This window comes from Shimia sp. CNT1-13L.2 (assembly GCF_024331145.1).
GTDB lineage: Bacteria > Pseudomonadota > Alphaproteobacteria > Rhodobacterales > Rhodobacteraceae > Shimia.
Genome location: NZ_JANDJO010000015.1, coordinates 1 through 22934, shown reverse-complemented (window position 1 = coordinate 22934; position 22934 = coordinate 1). Strand labels below are relative to the sequence as shown.

Below are 22934 nucleotides of genomic sequence, written 5' to 3'. Positions count from 1 at the left end.
TTCGTCTTTACACCGCCAGTCGAAGACCTTTGCGCGATGGTCTAAATCCTTTGCGCAATGTTCATAGGCTCACTTCGATCAGCTTGATGATGCAACGAAGCAACAGGAGGCTGGTGATGGGAGCCTTGAAACTTCCGATTCAAAAAGGGCGTAAGCCGCGACAGCTGGATTGGTTCAGGTCATCAGACCTGCCGAAAAACCAGGTGTTTGATGGAACAGTCACGGCGCTGCATTTCCGCGAAGGGTTTGGCCTTCATACCCTGAACGCGCATGCTGTGCAGGCTTTCGAGATTGAAACCGTGCGTAAACCCGGAGCAGTGCTTCATTGTTTTCTTGAAGGGGATACAGAGGCCAGTTTGGATGGAAGGCCGATGGATCTGGGGCGAAAGCCGGGGCGCCCCGTTCGCATGGTGTTAACGTCTTTGCAGGAAGCGGAAACGTTTTGGCGCCGGTCTTTGCCGGGTGAATACGTGCGCAAGGTGAATATTCTGATGTCCCATGATTGGCTGGATGACAACGGTTTGGGGGTATTGAAGTCGGCAACTGACGAATGGGCAAAGGCTCGGTATGAATGGTCGGCAAGCGCAGAGGACATAGCGGCAATGGAAGCGCTGGCGGCGAAGCACAGTTTCGAAGACCCGGTTGAACGGATGCAGGCTGAGGCGATAGCCCTGAACCTTGTAGCAGGAACGTTTTCGAAACTGAGCCATCAGACGGAAGCGCAGGTTCTATCGCCACAAGAGCAGATACAGCTTGCGCGGATGGAAGAACTCGCCCGCGGGGAAGGGAAGATGCCGAGCCTTGGAGACCTTGCTGAGGCGGGAAACGCGAGCACCTCGAAGGTCAGCCGTTTGTTCCGCACTGCTCACGGGTGTTCGGCGCTTCATTTTGTGCGGGGGGTGCGCTTGGATCAAGCATTTGAGACGCTTGTGAATAATCGTTCGAGTGTCGCCCAGGCTGCCTATGATGCGGGCTACAGCAGCCCGGAGAACTTCTCTACTGCCTTCAAACGACATCACGGTGTCTCGCCGTCAGAGCTTAGACGGGGAACCAAACGCTAGGGCCGTGAGAGGGAACGCATTCTGTTGACGTTGGGGGCGAACTTTCTTGCTTTTTTTGCGGAACATCATGGGCATCCGGAAGATTGAAGCTGCGGAAATTCGTGTTTGGCAAAGGGCGGCTTGTCCAAAGTCAATGTATGGAAGGTGGTTTCTGCGTACGTGGATTCTGAAAAGAAAACGAGGCGCGCGGGAACCTGTATCCTAAATGGCGAAATCTGATAGTTTTCATAGCTTTCTGGCAACTTCTTCTTTCTGGCGGCGAGAAGGGTATCGTTCGAAGCCTGCGGAGTTTGTCCTGTATGTCCTCACGTTAAGTGGTGTCGTTCTCTGGGATGGTTTTGACTTGCCCTGGCATTTACAGCGCAGCACTTTGACCATTCATATCCTTGTATCTCTGGTTCTGTTTCCTATTTTCGTCGCGCCGTTTTGGCTGGCTCACAGGGAGATACTTGAGCGCTCGTCCAAGTCGCGCCTACGCAAGACCGGTCGTGTAATTGAATATGGGTTGGTCTGTGTTCTGCTGAGCGGTGTCTACCTCGTCTTTTGGGGAAACCGGGGCGGGTTTGCGGGTGTTGCGGCTTATTGGGGACACCTACTTCCTTCCGTGCCTCTGGCTGCGCTGGTGGTCTGGCACGCGTGGCGGTGGTCGATGCTGAAACTTGCGACCTGGGTGCTCGCTTTCTTATTGGTTTTGACGATGATTGTCGGCGCGGCCTATGCGCAATCAGAGAGCGGTTCCCTGATCGAGGGCGACAACGGTACCAAGCTGTTCAGTGCCAATTTCAACGCGGGTAGCGTGAGCTGGATTGACAAGGCGACCGGTGCAAGGCTGGGAGAGCTTCAAGTCGGTGGAGACGTTCGGCGGGTGGCTCTGGGCAGGAATGGTGACATGGCTGTTACCGACTATACCGGTGGCCGCGTGGTGTTTGCCAATTGGGAGAAAGGCAAGGTTTCCGGTGCCTTGGACGTGGGAAAGCGACCCTTTGGGATTGTGTTTGATCCGAAGAGGGATGTGTATTGGGTGACACTGTTCGAGGACCATCAGGTGATCGCAGTCAGCCCGGAGCAGGGGCTGGTCTATCGGCTTGATACCGAGGAAACCCCGCGTGGCCTTGCATTGCTTTCGGATGGGCGCCTTCTGGTAACACATGCGATGGTTGGGAAGGTGTCGATCTACGACACCACCGCCTTGCCGTTGGAGCACGTCCGAACGATCAGCCTTGTGTCGACACAGGATCCGGATGAGTTCGTTTCACAAGGTCATCCCCGGTTGTTGGATGACATCGCAGTCAACTCGGACGAAACAGAAGCCTGGTTGCCGCATGTGCTCTGGAACTTCGATCACCTTTTTCAGTTTCAATCGACGATCTTCCCTGCTGTTTCGGTTCTCGATCTTCGGGCGGGTCAGGAGCGCGAATTACCGAGGCGTCGCAAGGAGTTGTTCCGCCAGATTGATCTAAAAGACCCAGTGCAGAAGCGTTTTGATGGGTCAGCAAAGACCATCATCGTCTCAAATCCGCATGACGCTGCATTTTCAGAAGATGGGCAGAGTGTCTTCGTGACCCTTGCGGGCAGCGAAGATCTATTGGTGTTTGACCTGTCGGATCGCGATCCTCTCTCGATCCAAGGGCAGGTTAGGCGAGATGCACAGGCAGTTCAGGTGCTGCGGCATCTGCCCGGTGCCAATCCACGCGGCCTGGTGGTTGGGCAAGACGGGCTGTTTGTTCAAAACGCAATGAGCCTTGACCTGACGCGCCTTAAAGAAAACGATGGCAGCATTGTCGTTGACAGGTCTGTATTCTCAGACCTCGTTGAAACAGACCCGGTTGAGCCGGAGGTGCGTGCAGGGGAAACGCTTTTCCATACCGGCAACACGGATCGTCATTCCGATTTTCCAATGACCGGCGATTACTGGATGAGTTGCCAATCCTGCCATGTGGACGGCTTCAACTTTACCAACAGCTACCTTTTCGAAGATACGGCAATCGACAAGTATCGCTATGCACGCATCGGGCATGGCAATCTTGCCGCCATGATCGCAGGTGATTTCATCGGAGACTATGTGAGGATCATCCAAGGTACGCAGGGTGGTATGGGCCATGACGGGGAAGGGGAGGCAGAATTTGTTGACGCCTATGACCCGCCAGCCGAGGTGGGAGAGATGATGGTTGATCTGCACGCGTACGTCACACGCAAAGGCAATCTTCCCTTGGTCTCCAGCTGGCTTAGACTGGATGACGCGCGTGAAACGGTCCATGCCGGGGAGTGGACGAACTCGGCCGCTTGTGCCGCTTGCCACTCGGACATGTTCGACCAATGGGCGGATTCCCTGCATCGGCTGATGGGGGATTCCAACCCCTATTACAAGGTAGTCGAAGACGTGGCGGCGGCGGCAGAAGGGGAAGAGTTCCGCAAGTGGTGTATGGGCTGCCACCATCCACAAGGGCTATTGTCGGGTCTTACGGCGACAACGGATGCCGGGCACATGTTTGAACGGGGAGGTGCTTCTTTGTTCGAGGCGCTTGAGAAAGGCGAGCCGGATCTTGACGAGGGCACCGGTTGCCTTTTCTGTCACCGCATCACGGACCTGGAAAGCGCACAGGGTAGCAAAGCGGGGGCAAATGCCAGCTTTACCGTCAATATCAAGGATCGCGAGACCTATGTTTTTGAGAACTCAGACAACAGCGTTCTGAACTGGCTTGCCAACCACGCAATCAACGCGAAACCTGAAGTTCATGCAGAGTCCTACAGTCAGGATTTCTACAACGACTCTGCGCTTTGCAGTTCGTGTCACAACGAATTCGCGCCGGGCAGCGGGTCGGTCATTGTGGATACTTACGGTGAATGGCAGCGGTCCTCTTTCAATGCGCCGAAAAATCCCGCACAGCACCGTAGCTGTATTGACTGCCATATGCATGGAGACATTCAGCGGATTGGAGAAGATGTGCCCGGTATCTCGACGGATGGTGGGCGAGTGAAAGACAACGTGGTGACCCACCAGTTTACGGGGGCGAATTATCACTTGGTCGGGTTGCGCAACGACAAGCTCAAGCAAATGAGCATCGAGTTGCTGCGCACCGCCGCGGATGTGGAAGCCAGCCTGACTGCTGAAGGTGATCTGAACGTGCGCGTGTCCAACACCGGGGCAGGGCATGCCTTGCCAACTGGTGTTGCCGACTTCCGACAGGTCTGGCTGGACGTTACCGTGCGTGATGCTTCGGGTCAGGTTGTTCTGGAAAGCGGGAAGGTAGACGATGCGGGAACTGTTGATCCAGACGCGCGGTTCTTTCGCAAGGTCTTTGGCGACAAGTACGGAAAACCGGTTGGCTTTGAGTTCTGGCGCTATGAACGAATGCTGGAAGACTCCAAGATTCCTGCGGATGGATATCGGGACGAAGTGTTTCTTCTTCCCGAGGATACGGCGTTTCCTGTCGAGGTCGATGTAAAACTGATGTTCCGGACGTACCCTCAGGCCGTCACCAATCTGGTAAAGGAAAAGTATCCTGACCTGACAGATCCGGAAGTGGTTCTCATGACTGAAGGCAGGGCCATTCTGGCGCCCCAACGGTAGAGTCACATTGAGCAAAAGATTGGCGCAGCCAGATCAAACGAGAGGAAACATGATGTCGAAATTCCGCAGCATTGCTTTCTGCATGGCCTGTATGATTTGGGGAGGGACCGGGGCTCAGGCCGAAGTGCATGACATCGATCAGTTGATTGATCTTTCGGCCCTAACACCGGAAGAGGTTTATCGTTTCAGCCCGGATTACCTTTGGATTGAGCCTGGAGATTCAGTTCGGTTTTTGAATTCTACAGGTAATCATACGGTAACGTCTCTTGAGGGCATGTGGCCGGAGGGCGCTGGGCTGGTGGATATTGAGCACAAGCCAAAGGCGGAAGTCCTATTGGAAATTCCCGGCATCTACGGCTTTCGCTGCAAGGTCCATGGTCGGCACGGGATGTATGCGCTGGTCGTGGTGGGATCGCCAGAGTCGAATATTGACCAGATCAGCTATGACAAAGTCAGTGGCGTTGGGCGGGTGATCTTCGAACGCTTGTTTGCAAAGATGCAAGAGGACATGGCACGCAGGTAGTCGATGAAAGAGCACGCAGTTCGAGTTCCAAGTGAGTTTCAATCTTGGTAGCAAGACGCAATTCAAAGTCGACATGCCACTGAAGGGCACAGCAGATCGTTTGTCAGGGTCATTTTATCGAGGATGCCAACCGTCTGCCCGACGAGCCACGCTTTTCTGAGCCTAATAAGCGCCGTGCCCTGACCAAGGCTTGCCTAGTCTGCGTCTCGGAAGAAATTGACGCACAAGGCAGAGGTTTCAGCACAAAGAACAAGGGGCGCGTCTCAGCGCCCCTCATTGCGTCAGACCTCGACCGCGACCTTGCCAAGCGGGTTGGAGCAACATGCGAGGATATACCCTTCGGCGATGTCATCTTCCGAGATACCGCCATTGTGCACCATGTGAACCTCGCCCTCGGTCTTCTTCACCTTGCAAGTGCCACAAACGCCAAAAGTACAGCCTGACGGGATGTTCAGTCCGACAGACCGTGCTGCGGCCAGGACCGTCTCGGTCTCGGCTACCTTGGCGGTGACGCCCGAGGCAGAAAAATGGATTTCGGCCCGCGTGTCGTCATCGAGAGTGACGTCGTCCAGCGGCGGTTGATCGGCCTCGTTCTCCACCGGTGCGCCAAAGCTCTCCTGGTGGTAGTTCTCCATGTTGAACCCCAAACCCGCAAGCGCCTCGCGCACTGCGGTCATGAATGGCTCGGGGCCACAGCAGTAGACCTCTCGCTCAAGGTAGTCCGGTGCCATCAGACCCAGCATCAACTGGTTGAACATCCCCTGATATCCTGTCCAGGGCCGGTAGGGATCAGGTTCTTCCACCACGAATTTCAGATCCAGCCCAGGCGTGCGGCTGGCCATATGCTCAAGCCGCTGGCGAAAGATGATCTCGGATGGGCGTTTGGCGCAGTTGATGAAGACCACGTCGAGATCACGGCCTTCGTCCCAAAGGCAGGTGGTCATCGACATCATGGGAGTGATGCCTGAGCCGGCCGAGATGAACAGGTACTTCTGCGCCGTGCTCCCTGCATTTGTGAACAGGCCTGCTGGGCCAAGGGCGCGCAGGCGCACCCCCGGTTTCAAGTTGTCCAGCATCCAGCGGGTGCCGATGCTGTCCTCCTGCGCCTTGGCCGTGATCGTGATGGAACGCGGACGCGACGGCGACGAGGAAATCGTATAGGTGCGATGCACCACGCCGCCCGGTTGATCTGGCGCCGGGATTTCCAAAGTCAGGAACTGCCCTGGATCATAGGAAAACAGCGCCCCCGAAGGGGCACGGAAGGTGAAACTTGCCGTGTTGGGCATTTCTGGGATCACCGAAACGCATTCCAGCATTTGGGTATCTTGCCAGACGGTGGAAACAAGATCCTTCATCAAGACTATTCCGCTGCCAGTGTTTCAGGGGCCAATCGGGCGGCCAGGGTGTCGCAATACCAGTCGACAAACTGCTGCACGCCAGTTTCCTGGATCGTTGAGTACGGCCCAGGCACATAGGCCGGGTTGTCGATGCCCATCTGGTTGTCTTCCACCACCTGACGGTCTTCGTCATTGGTGGCTTCCCAGACTTCGGTCAGGCGTTTGAGGTTATAGTCCACCCCTTCAACAGCATCCTTGTGCACAAGCCACTTGGTGGTGACTTCGGTTTCCGTCGGGCTGATCGGGGTGACGCGGAACACGATGGAATGATCCGGCAAGAAGTGGTTCCAGGTGGTAGGATAGTGGAACTTGAGCATGGAGCCCGCATCGGCAAAAGGCACCCGGCCCAGCCATTTGCGCACAGCGGTCTTGCCATCCATCGTATAGCTTTCGGCACCTTCCTTCAGGGGCATACGGGCAACACGGAACTGTCCGTCCCCGTGTAGGTAGAATTGCGACGGTATGCCGGCCGATTCACAGCGATCAAAGTGGGCTTGCAGGTGCGGCGGGGTCACGCCTTCCTCGATACCGGTCACGGTCGGATCATCCGGGAAGGTGCGGCACAGAGCCGGATGGTTGCCGCCACAATGATAACACTCGCGGTTGTTTTCCCAGACGAGCTTCCAATTGCCGTTCTCAATGATGCTGCTCTCGTGGGCGACCTTGGCATTAGCCAGATCATGCGGCTCAAGATAGGGACGCACGATATTGGCAAAGGTGTCAAAGTCGGGCGCCTCATCCGCGAGGCAGATGTAGACCAGCCCGGCCAACTCGCGGCAATGTACGGTTTTCAAACCATGCTGTGTGGGGTCAAAGTCTGGCCCCATATCCCGGGCCCACAGCAGTGAGCCGTCCAGCTCGTAGGTCCATTGGTGGTAGGGACAAACCAGCTTTGGCGCGTGGCCCTTCTTGCCCTTGCAGATCACCGATCCCCGATGGCGGCAGGTGTTGTGAAAGGCGCGAATCTGGCTGTCCGCACTGCGCACGATAATGACGCGATAGGCGCCAACCGTGTGGGTGACATAGCTGCCGGGCTTTTCCAACTCACAGGCTGGAATGGCAAACAGCCAGTCGCGGTAGTGAATATTCTCCAGGTCGATACGAAAGATTTCAGGATCGTTATAAAACGCCTGTTCGAGGGAATGCCCCGGCACACGCCGCGCCAAAAGCTCGCTTGATGAAGTCATTACTGGCTCTCCTGCCGCGCCCCGCGGCCTTTTTTGAGCAGATGACAGGAAGGCACTCCCGGCAGGCTTGAGGACGCCGTCCGAGTCGCGAGCCCCCACCGCCACCCGCGGTTTGACATATGCGCAAGGCTGGTTTCCGGACTTGGAAGGGGCTTTCACCCGGTGTCGACACCTTCCCGAGATCCTCATCTCAGTGGTTGTTTGTCGAAACCTGACCTTCGTTACCGTTGCGGGGGCAGTGCTGGAGTTTCACCAGCTTCCCAATTCTCCACCGTTCAAATCAAACGGCGGCACCTTACGGGACTTGGATAGAACGCCAAGAATCCCGGTGCTGAAATAGCAGCGACATCCTAGAGACAAAAAACGCACCAGAACGCCCAGCGGTTGCTTTTTTAGAATCCTTGCTCGTGAACTGCTCAACTGAACCATCCAAAAAGGATGACGTATTACCAATGACTTGGGATCGATCACGATGACAGTTTTCGGAACATGTCTGCCACCCGCAGGAACACGAGATTGCACCAAAGTCGTTGCAGGACCGCTACTGCGGGACAAGTGTTGTGGGAAGTGTTGTGTTGGAAGGGCCTACGGTGGACACAGCGAAGTGAACCCGGGCATCGCCTCAGTAGAACCTGCGCACACGCCTTTCATGGCCTGTAAGTCATTGTCAGGCTGAATTTGTACTGACCCTTTGGGACTGCCGCCGGTGCTTTGGGCAGGCGGGCGCGATTCACTGCGGCCAGAGCAGCGGCATCCAACGCGGGATTGCCAGAGGGTGCTATGACGCTCACGAAAGAGAGACGGCCTGATGTATGCACCTCAACGCGTATACGCAATTTCCCTCGCTGAGAGCCTTTCCGCTTTTGCCGCTCAACACGGCTTCTAATGGACGCGCCCCATTTCTTGAGGGCGGTGGCCTCTCGTTTGCTGGTACCGGTCGTGACTTTGGCCTTGCTGTCGGCCCCTTCATGCATGTTCTGACCGGGGCCTTTGGCCTTTTCGGCAGCCCGTGGCGGAGAGGCCGGTTTGGGCTTTGCCGGCGGTTTGGGTTTTGCGTTCGGTTCAGGCTTCGGGGGCGGCGTGGGCTTAGGGGGCGGCGGCGGCTGGGTTTCCACGTGTGGACGTGAATCCGGGGCAATCGCTGCGGCAAGACTGGGCGAGGGCTGCGACACCTCCTGTAAGGCCTGCGGTCGGGTGGGGATCTGTGGTGCTTCCGGAACCGCGGGGCGATGCAGCGTCGGCGCGTGATCCAGCCTTTGCACTGGTTCTTCCCATTTTTTCACAAGGTCTCCAAGACTTTCCGGGATGGCCGCCAGAGTCATAGCCTCTTCGCCGCGCCCACCAGAAGCCTGTTGTCCGTCTTCTCCCCAGAACGCCCAGGGCAGGACATGTGCCCCTGCTGACAGGGCCAGAAAAAGGAAGAAACGCGTGCCCGATGTCATGGGTTTTGTCCTACGAGACTTACTTCGGTCACACCGATGGCCCGGAGTTTCGTCAGAAGTGCGGCCACTTCTTTTGCCGCCACCTCTGCATCCGCCCGAAGGATCACCGGTTCGTCGTAGGGGCCGTGTGTGGCGATGACTTGCAGCGCGGCATCCCCTCGGGCGCCTTCAAAGAACATCTCTCCGGTAGAGGACAGAAACATCATGGGAGCAGCTTTGGAGGTGGCCTCCGTCTCGGTGTCCGGCGGGGTCACCGGGAAAGGGGCTTGAGGTGCAATCCGCGTCGTCATCAGGAAGAAAATCAACAGCAGGAACACCACGTTGATCATCGGCAAGACCGCTTCGGTTGATGATCGCTTGCGTGGGAGAGAGAAGTCCACCATCCTATTCCGTCACCAAAAGGGTCGTGAACCCGGCGACTTCCAGCACGGATGCCACGTTCATCAAGGACTGCAAGGACACACCATCACCCGGCCTGAGCACGATGGCATCCGCCTGAGACGTGACCAGCGGTGTCAGCGCCCCTGCAAGATCCTCGATCGACATGCGTTGCCCGTTCAAGAGAACGCCATCCTGTTCTATGGCGACCAACCTGGGTGGACCGGAATAGGCCGAGCTTTGCCCGCCCGCCCCCAAGGGCAACACCCGGTCAATTCCAAACTGCGAGGCCAGCATGAAGAAGACCAGAAGTAGGAACACCACGTCGATCATCGGTGTCAGACTGGGCCGCTTGCGTGGCCGGGATGCGGGCAACGACAGCATCAGGCGACCGCTTGTACCGGTCCTGACTGGGCAGGCGGCACGGCATTGAACACACGCACGGCGACGTCTTCCATACGCGCCTGTTCGCGCTCTGAAAGACTTTCGAACCAGCTGGCAAGCAGCGAAGCGGGAATGGCGACGGCCATCCCGGCCGCGGTGGTCAAGAGGGCTTCCCAGATACCTCCGGCCAACACCGAAGGATCTGCACCGTTGCCAGCCTGTTGCAGGGCCTGAAAGGCTTCGATCATGCCAAGAACAGTTCCTAGCAGGCCGACCAAGGGCGCTATGGCAGCGATCAGTTCTAGGGGCCGCACGCCGCGACGCAGTTCCATCAACTCTGCCTTTGCCACCCGCGTGGTTTCATCCAGAGCCATTTCACGGGTGAAATTGGGGTGCTGCAGCCCGTCGCGGGCGGCCTTTGCCACCCGGCTGCTTGGGGTTGCGTTCGAGGTGCGATCTTCGTCCGGTCGCCGCCACACCCCCAACAGCGCCAAATCCCATACCCTCCACAAGCCAAGACCAAGCGTTATCGTCGAGAGCGCGGCAATCACCCAAAGAGCCGGTCCGCCCGTGGCAAGAAAAGTTGTTAGTGCAGCGAGAGACATGGCGTGTCCTTTCTCAGTTTCCGGGGCTCAGTGTCCGGGGTTTTCAGGGTCAACCTGATCCGGATCTCGGTCGAACGTTGCTGCCCAGTCCGAAAGCAATGCGCTGTCGCCATGCAGCACGCGCCACTGGCGTATCGCGTTTCGCCATCCGGCGCGGCCAACGCGGCTTTCGGGTTCGACCACGTCGCTTGCGGCCATTCCGTCCGACAGCGCCTTCCAAGCACGGTCCTTACCGGTCACATAGGCTTCGGGTCCCCAAGCCTTGAGCAGATCCTGGAACAGATCGAAAGCCTCACGCACGAAGGGTTTGTCTTCCCCAAGCCTGCCAATCACAGGGTTTTCGGGATGCACGCCACAGCAGGGGACCAAGCCTTCGGGGATGGGCGTGTTGGCCGAATGGGTCCGACCGGCACGCAGGAGCTTTGGCAGCACGTGGGTGTGGGGGCCTTCCGGGGATTTGCCATCGGTATCGGGGCCACCGATCATCTGGTAGACTTCGACACGCCCGAGACGGGTAAGCGCAACGCGATGCGGGTGAGCCTTGAGGATGGCGCCCATGGCGGGATTGCCGTGATCAAACAGCGATTTGCCTTCCTGCGCACGCAGCACATCGAGCAACGCGGCATCCGCTGTTCGAATGCAAAAATCGACCTGATACTGACCCAATCCCATGTCAAACAGAACCGCGCCGCGATCTTCCTCGCGCAGCGCGTTCGCGTCTGGCCCCAGTTCCGTCAGTACCTCGCGCTGGTGCATCGCGGCCTCGGCCTCTGGCAGGCAAAGCGATACGGCCTGGGTCCAGCGGTGCGGCTTGGGGCTCAGGGTTTCGTAGGCAACTGGCGTGACGCCTTCAAGGCGGTCAATCCGAACACCGCCGCGGGGTGTGACCTGCTGCAACCCGTCAAATGCGGTCGGCGCCGTGTCACCATAGACGTGATGGAATTCCGCGATGGCCCCAAAGGACCCCATGTTCCATCCGGTGTCTTCCTGCGTCAGCGCTGCGCGCAGTACGTTTTCAAGCTCTGGCACGTTGCCTCTCCTTTGTTTCGTTGATCCAAATCTCGGCCCCTGCAAAGACCGCGTCATAGACGGCGCGGCCAATGGCTTCGCCGGTGTCTGTATGTAGCCCCGCATAAGGCGTGCTGCCTTTGGGGGCGGCGATAGCGACACAATCCGTACCTGTGCCGGTTGCGATGCCGGTGGGCAGTCGAAAACCTGCATCCATCACTGCGGCCGTGCGGGCCTGGACGGCAATGCTCATGGCTTCAATCAGCGCCGCCTGCGTCAGACCTTCGCTGATGCGGACCCCCACATTGATCGTGCCCCAGTCGCGCCCCGAGTAGTCCACGCGAGAGCCCACGCGCTCACCGTTCGAAAGACCGACGGTGGCAAGGGCGTCGACAGTCACGCCGCCAACCTGTGTCCGGCGTTCTTCGTAGAAAGTGATGTCACGCGAAGTCAGCATCAGCACCGCATCACTTGCGTCCCGCCTCGCCAATTCGCGCGATACCCATTCATGCACATCGGCACCCGGAGGGAGATCGCGATTGCGCACTTCCCGCCACAGAATACGGTTGGCTTCGGTGAAACCGGGCGCGTTCAGCGACCAGCTCAACACCTGCATGTCTGCGCCAAGGTCAAAGCTCAGCCAGGGGGCGTCCAACGCAACGCGGCTCATGAAACCACCTCCAGAGGCTGGAACACCGGTCCTTGTTCGGTTTCTTCATGCCAGACTGAAATCCCGAATGCTTCGGCCATCAGGTCGGGGGTCAAGACATCGCGTGGTTTGCCATCTGCCAGAATGCCCCCTTTGGCCAACAGGATAAGACGCGTGCAATGGCGTGCCGCCAGCCCAAGATCATGGATCGAGACGACAACCGCGTGGCCTTCCTTGGCCAACTCGCTGAACACCTGCATTGTCGAAATCTGATGCGCAGGATCCAGCCCCGCAATCGGTTCGTCCGCCATCAACAGCGGTGTGTCCTGCGCAATCGAACGCGCGATCAGCGCACGTGCCTGTTCCCCACCGGAAAGCCGTGACGCTGCGCGCGCGCGAAAGGCATCAAGCCCCAGACGGGAAATCGCGGCATCTACATGCGCCTGATCCTGAGGCGGCATCTTTTGCCCGGCCCCCAGGTGGGGAAGTCTTCCCAACGCCACGATCCGTTCAACGGAAATCGGCCAGGCAATTTCACGCGATTGCGGCATCCATGCAACGGCATGGGCACGGTCGCGCGCAGACATCTCTGCGATTGTGCTGTTGCCCGTGTGAGGCAAAAGGCCAAGGCTCGCTCGCATCAGTGTGGTTTTGCCAGCACCGTTGGGGCCGATGAGGCCAATGAACTCGCCCTTTGGGACGCTAAAACTGATGTCTTCGAACACCGTTCGATTGCGAAGGGTCACGCCCAGATTCTTGACGGACAGAAGGCTCATGGCAGTTCCTTCCGGGTCTTGAAGATGAGGTGCAGGAACAGCGGTGCCCCTACGATGGCGGTGACGACACCCAGCTTGAGATCGCGTTCAGGCAGGATCAGGCGCACGGCGATATCGGCCAGTTGCAGCATGATCGCGCCGCCGATCGCCGAGGACCACAACAGGCGCGAGGGACGCGCGCCGACCAACGGGCGCAGGATATGGGGCACAACAAGACCGACAAAGCCAATGGCACCGGCCACTGCCGTGGTGCCGCCAACGATGGCGGCCGTGCCGAAGACCAGCAACAGACGCAGGCGTCCAAGGTCAATCCCCATGGTCTGGGCGGCATCTTCGCCAAGAGTGAGGGCATCCAATCCCCGTGCGGTGGTCGCGATGATGGCAATGCCCGCCAACACGAAAGGCAGCGCCAGCCAAACGTGGGTCATCGACCTGTCAGCCAGAGAACCCATCATCCAGAATACGATTTCATTTGCAGCAAAAGGGTTGGGCGATAGGTTCAGAACCAGCGATGTCAGAGCCCCTGCGAGAGCCGAAATCGCGATCCCAGCGAGGATCAGGGTCAGTGACCCGCCGCGCGGCCCGGCCAGTGTCATGACCAGAAAAACTCCCACCAATGCGCCAGCAAGAGCGGCCAATGGCAACCCGAGCGAGGCTCCGGCCGCCAGACCGCTATAGATGGCAAGCACAGCGCCAAGGGCCGCGGAGCCGGAAACACCAATCAACCCCGGTTCAGCAAGAGGGTTACGCAGGTAGCCCTGCATGGAAGCACCCGCCAACCCGAGGCCCGCGCCAACGATAATCGCCAACAGGGCGCGCGGCAGGCGAATTTCCTGCATGACCAACGTCAGCGGCCCGTAGCCGGGGTCGAACAGGGCAGCAAGGCTGTCGCGGGCGGGGACATTTGCCGGCCCGACGGTCAGCGAGACCACGAAGAGCGCGATCAACACCAGGAGAAGGCCAAGTTCGAGGCGCATCAGCGGCCCTCCGTTTCAAACTGTTCGCGGTCAGCGACAAGTCGCTCAATTGCCCGCAAGACATGTGGTGTGCCGCACACCCAGTCACTGTCGCGCATGCCGGCGCGCGCGCCATTCTGACGGTATGTGTCGACGACAGGGTGCAGGAGGATTTCCTCGGATCGGGAATGGCCGCTGTAGGGCGCGGAGGTGATGACCATGTCGGGATTGGCCATGGCGAGAACCTCAAGCGGCATTGCACCACCGTGTTCGAAACCCATTTCCGCCGCGATGTTTTGAAGGCCCGCCGCGCGCAGGATCTGACCCGCCAGCGTCGCATCACCCGCCGTCCAGCCGCGCGCAGAGTAGAGCGCGGCACGCGGGCCAACGTGATCCGGTTCCCGCAACATCTCGAGTTGGCGCAAAAAGTCCTGCGCGGTTTTCTTCGCGCTATCTTCCCGTCCAAGCAGGGTGCCGATTTCAACGATACGATTTTGCACATCCTCAAGGGATCGTGCGGGTTGGATGACAGCCACCGGAACACCAAGCCGACGCAGCATGTCGACTGTGGCGCGTGTCGAATAGGCGCCTGCAATCACAAGGTCGGGTTGCAGAAGATAGATTTCCTCGGCGCGCCCGTGGTTGATGACATAGTTTTCGGCCTCCTCCGTCATGGCCGAACTGCGCTTGTCGAGAGCAAGGTAAGAAACCGAAAGAAGCTGACCTTCCTTCGCAAGCATCATGGCCAATTGGTCCGTGCAGAGGTTCATGGAAACCACACGCACAGGATGGGCAGGAGGCGAAATTTCCTCCTGCCCGAAGGCGGCCCCAGAAAGGAAAAGGGCCGCCAAAGCTGATGTCAGGATGCGGAGCTGCACCTTAGAACGTGGACTCCAGGCCAACGTAGATCGCACGACCGCGTTTGGCGTAGCCCCAAACGTCCGAGTACTCTTTGTCGAACAGGTTGGTGATGCGACCGGTCAGAACCACGTTGTCAGTCAGATCATAGCGAGCGGCAACATCTACCGTGGTGTAGGATGGCAGTTCCGCCGTTGCATACGAGCCAAAGAACTGGGTGTCCCAGTTGCCTGAAACGTGGCGAATGTCAGTGGTGATGGCCCCACGGCCGTAGAATGACTGTACCGTCGCGCTCAGAAGTAGCTCATGCTCGGGGCGTCGCACTTCGACCGAACCATTCGGGTTAGTGGCGTCGAGGTGCGTATAGGACAGTCGCAAGTCGACTTTTTCGGAGGCTTCGAGGTTGGCTGCGACTTCGAAACCTTTGCGTTCGCTGTCCCCGGCCTGGTTGCGGTAGTTATACACATCGCCAAGGGTGGCGTCGGTATGCGAATAGTAGCTTTCGATTTCGTTAGTCAGTGTTTCCCGGAAGTAGGTCACGTCAATCGAGCCACGCTCCTGCAGGAAAGGCACTTCGACGCCGATGTCAAAACTCCGGTTTTCCTCGGGCTTGAGGTTCGGGTTGCCGATGTAGGTCGACGTGCCCCACGAGCTTGAGTAGGTGTTGTTTGCAAACAATTCAAAGTACGAAGGGTTCGCAATACCGGTACCTGCCGAGGTGTGCAGTCGGATGCCGCTGTTCTGGAACGTGTAAGACGCGCTTGCGTTCCACGTCGTGGCATCTTCGAACACGCTGTTGTTGTCACGACGCGCGCCAAGCTGAATGTTGAAGCCATTGGCAAAGCTGCCGCGATACTCCAGTGCGAGAGACTTTGTCTCACGGTTGAAAGCCGCGTTGCTGCTGCTGCTGTCTTCTTCCCATTCGGCCAGAGCGTTCAAAAGATGATTGGCAGAGTCTGCAGGTTGTCCGTCGAGGCCAAAGCTCAGAAGGTACTTGGCTGCTTCGGTCTTGGTCTCGGTCGGGGCAAAGCCGCTGAAAGATTGGTCATAGTCCGTACGTTCAAAGGACAGGCGGTGCTTGAGACGGCCACCCAGGGTATCAAGCTCGGCATAGACCTGCGCCAATTGCTCGTCGCGATCGCTGAACGGAGCAGTATCGTCGACAACATACTGCGCGGCGTTCGTCGCCGAGTTCGAGTTGCTGTCAGACTCGTAGGCTTCATTGGACTTGCGGAAGTTGAAACCCAGCTTCAATTGGTCAGTGACGAGATAGTCACCTTTGAACTGAAGTGTATTGCGGCGAATGCCGTCCTTTTCGCCGCCATCGCCAGAGATATCGAAACCTCTGTCGTTCTCATGCGCCAGGCTAAATGAAATACCGCCGCGTTCGGTGCGCGTGGAAACCCGCGCAGACCCACGGACGCCCCCCGATCCGTACTCAACGCTGGTGCTGTACTCGGTGCCAACATTGCCGGTCTTGGTGATGATATTAATGACACCCGTTGATGCGTTAGAGCCATAGAAAGCCGATTGCGGCCCTCGCAGAACTTCGATGCGTTCGATGTTTGCGGTGTCCAGGCCGGAAAGGATATATTCGCGGTCGCCGCCCGTGGCCTCGACACCGTCGATCAGGATCAGGGTGTGATTGGCTTCACCACCACGGATGCGGACTTGGGTAAAGCTGTCGCCTGAACCGTTTACCATGATACCGGGCACAGAGCGGAGCGCATCCTGTACCGAAGATATGCCGCGTTCCGCCAGTTCTTCCGAAGTAATCACCGTGGACGCACGGCCGTATTTCGACTCTTCGACCGGAGTAAGGCCACCGCTGATGATGATTTCGCCCAGGTCGATTACTTCGTCTGCCAAGGCTGACTGAGAGAGCAGCAGGGCAAGGGCGCTTGAGGCGCGCAGGAGATTGATGTTCATGTCCCATCCATTGCGGAAGCCGACAATACGACTCCCGACATTAGGCCCAATAAGGACCAGTCAAATTAAATTGTCTTTGGAGGGAGATCCTCCGCAGACGGTGAAGCATATGCCACCACTACGGAAGGTCCGTTGCCCTTGACGCGCCCCGCGTCCGGACAGGGTGATCATTCTGGCAGGTCTCCTGACTCGCGGGTCAAAGCTAACTCGGGCCTTCCCATCCCAAACACCGGGACAGTGGCATATGCCGAAGTCGCTCTCCGCTTACAGTTGCGGGGGCAGTCGAGGGATTGGCAGACGCCGCACCTCGTTCCCTTTTCACCGGATGGAATCCCAACCGGACCAGAATGCGCCGACTTAGCCAAAGCTGCGTTCGCGAGTCAATTGAAAAAATGATTCGAAAAATCACCGGATGGGTTGGGGCAAAGTCGGAGCTTGGTATGTCGTTCTTTTGCAAAATCTGGTGGCGAAATTCGGTCGCACAGAGTTTTGTGAGGTGTTCTGAAGGCAATTTCTTTATGGGGTTTAGGACGTGTTTGCGAGATTTTGCGAGCGCGGACAACAGCCTCGCGCAAGTATTTCGAAAGGCGGCGCGTCAGGTGCCGGATGCATTCCAGATGCCAACTGTGCGTTAGTCTTTTGGAGTTAAGGACAAACAGAAAAAACTAAGGCATCACCCTCATCAATTTGCATCCCACACTTCGACAATCCTCGTCTTGCAGTTTGGAGAGGACATTCGATGCTTCGCTTGCCGAGGCCTTTTCTGGACTTCCAATCGTCTGTACAGAATGGGCGGAAGTCCGACATTTGCTGCATCAGGTATCGTTGTCAGTTTCATAAAGGAAAACCCGTTGCTCTGTCTCCCATGATGTATTGAGCAATCGCTAAGCAGCTTTGTATTTGACGAAAGTTAAGACAGGGTGGTCTGAGTAATTGCTATGGTTCTGTTGAACTCCCACTTTAAAAACTGGTTCAATTACGCTGGGGACCAAGACGTCCTTTGGCGGTCCAAATGCTGCCAGCGCGCCACCATTCATGACAGCTACCCGGTCGCACGCGAATGCGTGGTTTAGATCGTGCAAGGCAAGCACCACCGTTGCGTTTTGTTGTTTGACCCAGTCAATGATCGCAATTTGATGGCGGATGTCCAAGTGGTTCGTCGGTTCGTCTAGGAGGAATACTTGTGGCGTTTGTGCCAGCACGCGCGCGATGTGCACGCGTTGCCTTTCCCCGCCCGATAGCGCATTGAATAACGTGTTTTTGTATTCGCTTATCGCCATGGCACGCATCGCTTGATCAACAATCTGCTGATCATTGGTCCTAAACGGTGCGGCGAATGACAACCAAGGCGTGCGCCCGAGTTTTACAGCTTCGATGACAGGGATGGCGTCGGTGGTTCCGGCTTCTTGTGTGACAAAACCCAAACGCTGGGCAAGTGTGCGCGGGGATAGTTTGTCGACCCGATCGCCATCAACGGTGACACGGCCGCGATCCGCAGACAGCAGGCCGGCCATCACTCTCAAAAGCGTTGATTTGCCGGATCCGTTTGGGCCGATCAATGCCAAAGACTGTCCGGAGGCTATGGTCAAGGACACATCACGCAGGATTGGCTTGCCCTTAATAGACTTGGAGATGTTCTCAACTTGAATGCGCACGGGAACTCCGGACCAGAATGACAGCAAATGCGGGGGCCCCGACCAAGGCGGTAACAACACCAATAGGGAGGGTTTGTCCCGGTATAAGAACCCTCGCCACAATGTCTGCTAGGATTAAGAAAATGCCTCCTGCCAAAGCGGTCGCTGGGATCAGCCGTGCGTGTTGCACTCCAACCATGAAACGCATAGCGTGGGGCACAACGAGTCCGACAAAGCCGATGGCGCCGGTGAGGGATACCATCACAGCGGTCAGCAACGCAGCTACGCCGATGAGGACCGCCATAACAAGCCCCGTTCGGATGCCCATAGATTGCGCCGCTTCCCGGCCAAAAGTCATTGCATCCAGTGCTCGGAAATGGGCGAAGATCACGCCAGCGCCAGCTAAAGCAACTGGGACTGCGAGATACACATCCGGCCAACGGCTGCCAGATAGGTTGCCCATCATCCAGAACATGATGCCGCGCGCCTGATTGGCGTCGGCAGATTTGGCGATGATCAGCGCGGTGAGTGCGTGGAAAAGCTGTGCACCAGCAACACCGGCCAGCAAAAGTGCAAGACTGGAGGTCGCAGAGCTACCAGGACCACGCGCCAATCGTGCCAGCCAAGCCACAAAGCCAAAGGCCAGCATTGCGCCGATAAATGCGCCACTTGACAGTGTCAGCGCGCCAGCTCCAAAGCCAAGGATCGCCACGGCCACAGCACCGGTGGACGCACCGGCGGAGAGGCCGAGAATGTAGGGATCGGAGAGCGGGTTTCGCAGGAGAGCTTGCAGCACAACGCCACTTAGCGCCAGTGACATACCGCAAGCCATCGCAACTATCGCACGTGGGAGGCGGTAGCTCCAAAGAATGCCGTGATCAATCGGATTGACTTCAGGCGCAGTATAACCGGCCTCAATCCGCAGAACGCTCCAAATCACTTCCAGCGGGATCCGCGTTTCGCCAACCACCAGAGCAAAGCCAAGGGTGGCAACCATTGCTGCCACTCCAAATGAAAGTGAAACGGCGGGGTTGCCCCCGCCGAAGGATCGTGTCGTCACTGAGTTGCTGCCTGCTGTTCCATGGCATCTGCCAGAAGTTCGAGGCCAGAGATGGTGCGGATCGTTGCATCCATGGCATGGGCGTCGAGTACAATCACTCGGCCTGCTTTTACGGCATCCATATGGCTTGCCACCGGATCCGTTGCCAAGAACTCTTGTTTGACTTCAATCGCATCGGCTGGGAATTTGCGACGCTGCAGGTCGGCAAGGACGATGTAAGTCGGGTTGGCTTTGGCAATGGTTTCCCAGCCGACGGTTGGCCATTCCTCGTTGGAGTCCACTACATTGTCGATGCCGAGCTGTGTCATGATGAAACCCGGCGCACCTTTTTCTCCGGCGACATAGGGGTCTGCATCCATTTTGGAACTGGAGAACCAGAAGAGGGCGGATGTATCTTCTAGGCCAAGCGCCTTGGCGCGATCAATGGCAGCCACTTCGCGTGCTTTGAGATCGGCCACGGCTGCTTCGCCTCTTTCCGGCACACCGAAGATCTGAGACAGTTCGATCAAGCCGCGATAGATCACTTCGGTTGAGATCAGCTCTTGGCGCGTGCCATCCACACCAACGCTGTTGTCCTTTCCAACACAGTCTGCGGGCCAGATGTAGGTTGGAACGGAGAGATCGTGGAATTGTTCACGAGTGCCAACTGAGCCCTTCGGACCCACATACCATTCGTACTGGCTGGCCACGAGGCCTGGGCGTTTGTTCACTACAGCCTCAAAGCTTGGGGTGTTGTCTGCAAGGCGCTCAACCTTTGAGTTAACTTCAGAGAATTCTGGCAATACGTCTGTGAACCACACTGCGGTGCCGGCCACCTTGTCGCCAAGTCCTAGTAGATACAGCGCTTCAGACGTCGCCTGTCCGATGCTGACTACGCTTGCAGGCGGTGCGTCAAAGGTAATTTCGTGACCGCAGTTTTCGACGGTTAGCGGAAAGTCCTGTGCCATTGCAGCCCCTACGGAAACTGCGGCGAGCGCAACGCCGATCGTGAGTTTTTTCATTGTGTCAAATCCACCCTGGTGTTGAAGAGTCGAGTCGCATGGCATCAGCCCGCCACCTTGATGAGGGCTATATGTTATAACGTAACATTTTGCCAAGACCTAAATCTCGCAACGACTTTAGGTTCTTTTGGCGCGCTCCAAAGCGGCAGCCATTGCGCCAGCTAGAACCAACGGCAGCGCCACAAAAAACGCTGGAGACAATGGCAGTTCAAAAATGATGAGGTCCGCCAGCACAAGCCAGACCAGCGCGATGTACTCAAAAGGCGCGAGACGCGAGGCCTCTGCAAATTTGAAAGCCATTGTCATGGCTATGTGCGCGCAACCACCGAAAGCACCGGCGGCGGCGAGCAGCGCCATGGTTTTCGGATCTGGTATTACCCAGCCCAAAGGCAACGTTCCCAATCCAGCGCCGGCAGTGGCAACCGCGAACCAGAATGCGATACCGCCTAGGTTATCTGTTCGGGTCAAAATGCGCGTCACTATTAGAGAGAAAGCGGTAAGAATGGCGGTGGCAAGCCCCAAAGCGATGCCGATCAGCTTTTGTCCTTCCCGACCTTGATCTTCCAATGACGTGGAAGAAAGTGCTGGCCAAATCAAAACGACGACACCGGCAAGTCCTAAAAGAAGACCGGTTACGCGAAAAACGGTGAGTTTCTCGCCGAGCAGTACAACGGCAATCATGGCTAGCAAGATCGGCGCGAGGTAGGAAATCAATGTGGCTTCTGCTGCCGAAAGGCGCGCAATAGTTGCAAAAGAAGTAAAAGTAGCCATGGCGCCAAGCGCTGATCGAACAACATGAAGCCAGGGCCGTCGTGGCCGTAGACCTGATGGGAACTCCTGCCGTACCCACAAAAAGGCGACCAATGGGATCAAAGCAAACGCTGACCGAAAGAAGACGATCTCACCCAGCGGCACATCAGTGCTTACAAGTTTCACTGCGACAATCATGGCCGCAAAGAAAACGCCCGACAATACACGAAGCAGGATACCAAAATGGTCTTGGGGTTTGTCCTTCATGCCTCGGGGTCGCCTATTGTGAAATGCGTGCATGAAGGGCGAGTGTTCTGCTTGTGTTATAGTGTTACACACCTCTATGTTGGGATTTGAAACTTTTCAAGGCACCAAAGTAAGCTTGGTTGGCTCTACGATGTCGTCGCGCTGCTCGAAAAAAGGAATAAAGGCACAGGATCATGGTGGACGTTCGCCTATTTTCTGCATCGCAAATTGCCGATCCGAACGCGCTTTTTGCCCTCATTGACCGCGTTCAGGCAGGCGTGCCCTACAACGATACAAGTGGTTCTATGTTGGCAAAGGAATGGGCACCCAAAGCGATTGGCGATTCCAAGACTGTCCTTTTGGCATTTGAAGGGGCAAAGGTTCTTGGATACTGTTTTGGGCAACCATACCAATCCTATGAAGGCTTTCTGAGTTCGGCAGCGGCATATGACGTTGAACCGGAGACCTGTATGTATCTCTCGGAGTTCGGTGTTGATGCCAGCGCCAGAAATAGCGGAGTCGGGACGAAGCTTTTGGGCGCCCTCATCGCAGAAAATGATAGCGCCTTTGAAAGCATCCTAGTGCGCACCATGCTGCGTGTGTTTGGAACAGACGAGCCAAACCCTGCAATCGCATTCTATGAAAAGGCGGGCTTTGAGCTGGTCCGGAGCGGTGGAGATGTTTTGGTCGAAGATGCGGGACGCTTTGCTGATCGGCCACGTGTCTTTTTGAGATGGCGCAAACCTCGTTTAGCGAATCCAACTTGAACAAAGCGGCCTATTCGTCGCCTGGCAAAAGGATGCCCTGAAATAGCCAGGAAATTGAGAAAGGGAATTGGCACTCAAGTCGCATAGGGGGGAAGAGATCCCCGTAAGCTCGCGCCGGGCTGAAATACTCTACGACCCAAGCCGCAGGGTATTGATGCTATCCGAAGAGTGAAGCAAGCAGAACAGAGGTATTGAGTGGCCAGTATGTCGGTCTGGGTGCCTGCCAAAGGCAAGAACTAGAATGACTTCAGTGGTAGACTGAACTGGAAGCTGGGCAAAGAACCTTTGACCCGACATTGGTGTTATCCTCCTGCTTGGTCTGCAGTATCGATTGGGGTTAGCTGGTAAAGGGGTGTTTGCCGTAAAGCGCATTGCCCCTATCTGTGCGGGCAGGACGTCGTCAGCCAGGGCATTCTGGGCGCACACTGGGGCGGGAAACTGTGTGCTGCCAGCTTGGATCCGAGAGACTTCAAGCTGTTGCGTTGAAAAACTCCACTTAACTACCAGTTAGGCCGTAGTCCGACTCGTTGGCCCGCTCAGCTGGCCTCCTCACGGGCATTGAGAACGTTACGTGTCCATCTCCTTGATTGTGAGCCGCCTAAAGTTTGATACACTTCTATCGCCTCCAACCTTGATGCTACCCCTCGTCACCATCCACAACAGGAAACAGTGTTTCGATAGGCACGGGTTTGACGTTGTCTGGAATGCGCCATGGAGTCCATTTGAAGGAACCCTGCTCGGAGAGTTCGTCG

The 22934-nt window shown here is 57.0% G+C and carries 20 protein-coding genes and 2 riboswitches; of the genes, 4 read left to right on the top strand and 16 right to left on the bottom strand.

What is annotated here, in order from left to right; genetic code table 11:
• Positions 1–116 precede the first annotated feature (116 nt).
• From NNA36_RS19210 to NNA36_RS19200, 3 genes are all read left to right on the top strand, one after another.
• Complete coding sequence (locus NNA36_RS19210) at positions 117–1061, top strand: AraC family transcriptional regulator (RefSeq protein WP_255110136.1); 945 nt, start codon at positions 117–119, stop codon at positions 1059–1061.
• Positions 1062–1266: 205 nt separating this feature from the next.
• Positions 1267–4632: a hypothetical protein gene (locus tag NNA36_RS19205; protein ID WP_255110134.1), complete on the top strand. Its 3366-nt coding sequence runs from the start codon at positions 1267–1269 to the stop codon at positions 4630–4632.
• A 49-nt stretch (positions 4633–4681) separates the two neighbouring features.
• Complete coding sequence (locus NNA36_RS19200; RefSeq protein WP_255110132.1) at positions 4682–5155, top strand: plastocyanin/azurin family copper-binding protein; 474 nt, start codon at positions 4682–4684, stop codon at positions 5153–5155.
• A 281-nt stretch (positions 5156–5436) separates the two neighbouring features.
• Here the strand turns inward: NNA36_RS19200 and NNA36_RS19195 are convergent, their stop codons facing one another.
• The 16 genes from NNA36_RS19195 to NNA36_RS19120 all read right to left on the bottom strand — a co-directional run bounded on the left by NNA36_RS19195 (position 5437) and on the right by NNA36_RS19120 (position 21436).
• A complete protein-coding gene (locus tag NNA36_RS19195; protein ID WP_255110130.1) occupies positions 5437–6510 on the bottom strand; it encodes a hybrid-cluster NAD(P)-dependent oxidoreductase in 1074 nt (357 codons plus the stop codon).
• Between the two features lie 5 nt (positions 6511–6515).
• Positions 6516–7739, bottom strand: coding sequence for an aromatic ring-hydroxylating dioxygenase subunit alpha (locus tag NNA36_RS19190; protein ID WP_255110128.1), 1224 nt, complete (start codon positions 7737–7739; stop codon positions 6516–6518).
• Between the two features lie 109 nt (positions 7740–7848).
• A riboswitch (cobalamin riboswitch) is annotated at positions 7849–8052 on the bottom strand.
• A gap of 334 nt (positions 8053–8386) precedes the next feature.
• On the bottom strand, positions 8387–9181 hold the full coding sequence (locus tag NNA36_RS19185; RefSeq protein ID WP_255110126.1) for an energy transducer TonB: 795 nt from the start codon (positions 9179–9181) through the stop codon (positions 8387–8389).
• Entirely contained in the window at positions 9178–9564 is a 387-nt protein-coding gene (locus NNA36_RS19180) for a biopolymer transporter ExbD (RefSeq protein WP_255110124.1), read from the bottom strand. The genes NNA36_RS19185 and NNA36_RS19180 overlap by 4 nt, the downstream gene beginning before the upstream one ends.
• 1 nt (position 9565) lies before the next feature.
• The gene (locus NNA36_RS19175; RefSeq protein WP_255110122.1) at positions 9566–9943 is read right to left on the bottom strand and encodes a biopolymer transporter ExbD; all 378 of its coding nucleotides are present in this window, start codon (positions 9941–9943) and stop codon (positions 9566–9568) included.
• Positions 9943–10548, bottom strand: coding sequence for a MotA/TolQ/ExbB proton channel family protein (locus tag NNA36_RS19170; RefSeq protein ID WP_255110120.1), 606 nt, complete (start codon positions 10546–10548; stop codon positions 9943–9945). Before NNA36_RS19170 ends, NNA36_RS19175 begins: the two co-directional genes overlap by 1 nt.
• Before the next feature lie 27 nt (positions 10549–10575).
• Positions 10576–11577 carry a hypothetical protein gene (locus tag NNA36_RS19165; protein WP_255110118.1) on the bottom strand — a complete coding sequence of 334 codons (1002 nt, stop codon included), beginning with the start codon at positions 11575–11577 and terminating at the stop codon, positions 10576–10578.
• The gene (locus NNA36_RS19160; protein WP_255110116.1) at positions 11564–12226 is read right to left on the bottom strand and encodes an adenosylcobinamide amidohydrolase; all 663 of its coding nucleotides are present in this window, start codon (positions 12224–12226) and stop codon (positions 11564–11566) included. The genes NNA36_RS19165 and NNA36_RS19160 overlap by 14 nt, the downstream gene beginning before the upstream one ends.
• Positions 12223–12981, bottom strand: a complete 759-nt coding sequence (locus NNA36_RS19155; RefSeq protein WP_255110114.1) for an ABC transporter ATP-binding protein — start codon at positions 12979–12981, stop codon at positions 12223–12225. The genes NNA36_RS19160 and NNA36_RS19155 overlap by 4 nt, the downstream gene beginning before the upstream one ends.
• On the bottom strand, positions 12978–13958 hold the full coding sequence (locus NNA36_RS19150) for an iron ABC transporter permease (RefSeq protein WP_255110112.1): 981 nt from the start codon (positions 13956–13958) through the stop codon (positions 12978–12980). Before NNA36_RS19150 ends, NNA36_RS19155 begins: the two co-directional genes overlap by 4 nt.
• The gene (locus tag NNA36_RS19145) at positions 13958–14707 is read right to left on the bottom strand and encodes an ABC transporter substrate-binding protein (RefSeq protein ID WP_369681693.1); all 750 of its coding nucleotides are present in this window, start codon (positions 14705–14707) and stop codon (positions 13958–13960) included. Before NNA36_RS19145 ends, NNA36_RS19150 begins: the two co-directional genes overlap by 1 nt.
• A 109-nt stretch (positions 14708–14816) precedes the next feature.
• Positions 14817–16724: a TonB-dependent siderophore receptor gene (locus NNA36_RS19140; RefSeq protein WP_255110108.1), complete on the bottom strand. Its 1908-nt coding sequence runs from the start codon at positions 16722–16724 to the stop codon at positions 14817–14819.
• Between the two features lie 156 nt (positions 16725–16880).
• Positions 16881–17086: riboswitch (cobalamin riboswitch) on the bottom strand.
• 522 nt (positions 17087–17608) lie between these two features.
• The gene (locus tag NNA36_RS19135) at positions 17609–18379 is read right to left on the bottom strand and encodes an ABC transporter ATP-binding protein (RefSeq protein ID WP_255110106.1); all 771 of its coding nucleotides are present in this window, start codon (positions 18377–18379) and stop codon (positions 17609–17611) included.
• Complete coding sequence (locus tag NNA36_RS19130; RefSeq protein ID WP_255110104.1) at positions 18363–19355, bottom strand: iron ABC transporter permease; 993 nt, start codon at positions 19353–19355, stop codon at positions 18363–18365. Before NNA36_RS19130 ends, NNA36_RS19135 begins: the two co-directional genes overlap by 17 nt.
• Before the next feature lie 59 nt (positions 19356–19414).
• The gene (locus NNA36_RS19125) at positions 19415–20365 is read right to left on the bottom strand and encodes an ABC transporter substrate-binding protein (RefSeq protein WP_255110181.1); all 951 of its coding nucleotides are present in this window, start codon (positions 20363–20365) and stop codon (positions 19415–19417) included.
• Positions 20366–20536: 171 nt separating this feature from the next.
• Positions 20537–21436, bottom strand: coding sequence for a DMT family transporter (locus NNA36_RS19120; protein WP_255110102.1), 900 nt, complete (start codon positions 21434–21436; stop codon positions 20537–20539).
• 173 nt (positions 21437–21609) lie between these two features.
• On the opposite strand from NNA36_RS19120, the gene NNA36_RS19115 reads away from it, so the two are divergent.
• A complete protein-coding gene (locus NNA36_RS19115; protein WP_255110100.1) occupies positions 21610–22182 on the top strand; it encodes a GNAT family N-acetyltransferase in 573 nt (190 codons plus the stop codon).
• Positions 22183–22934 lie beyond the last annotated feature (752 nt).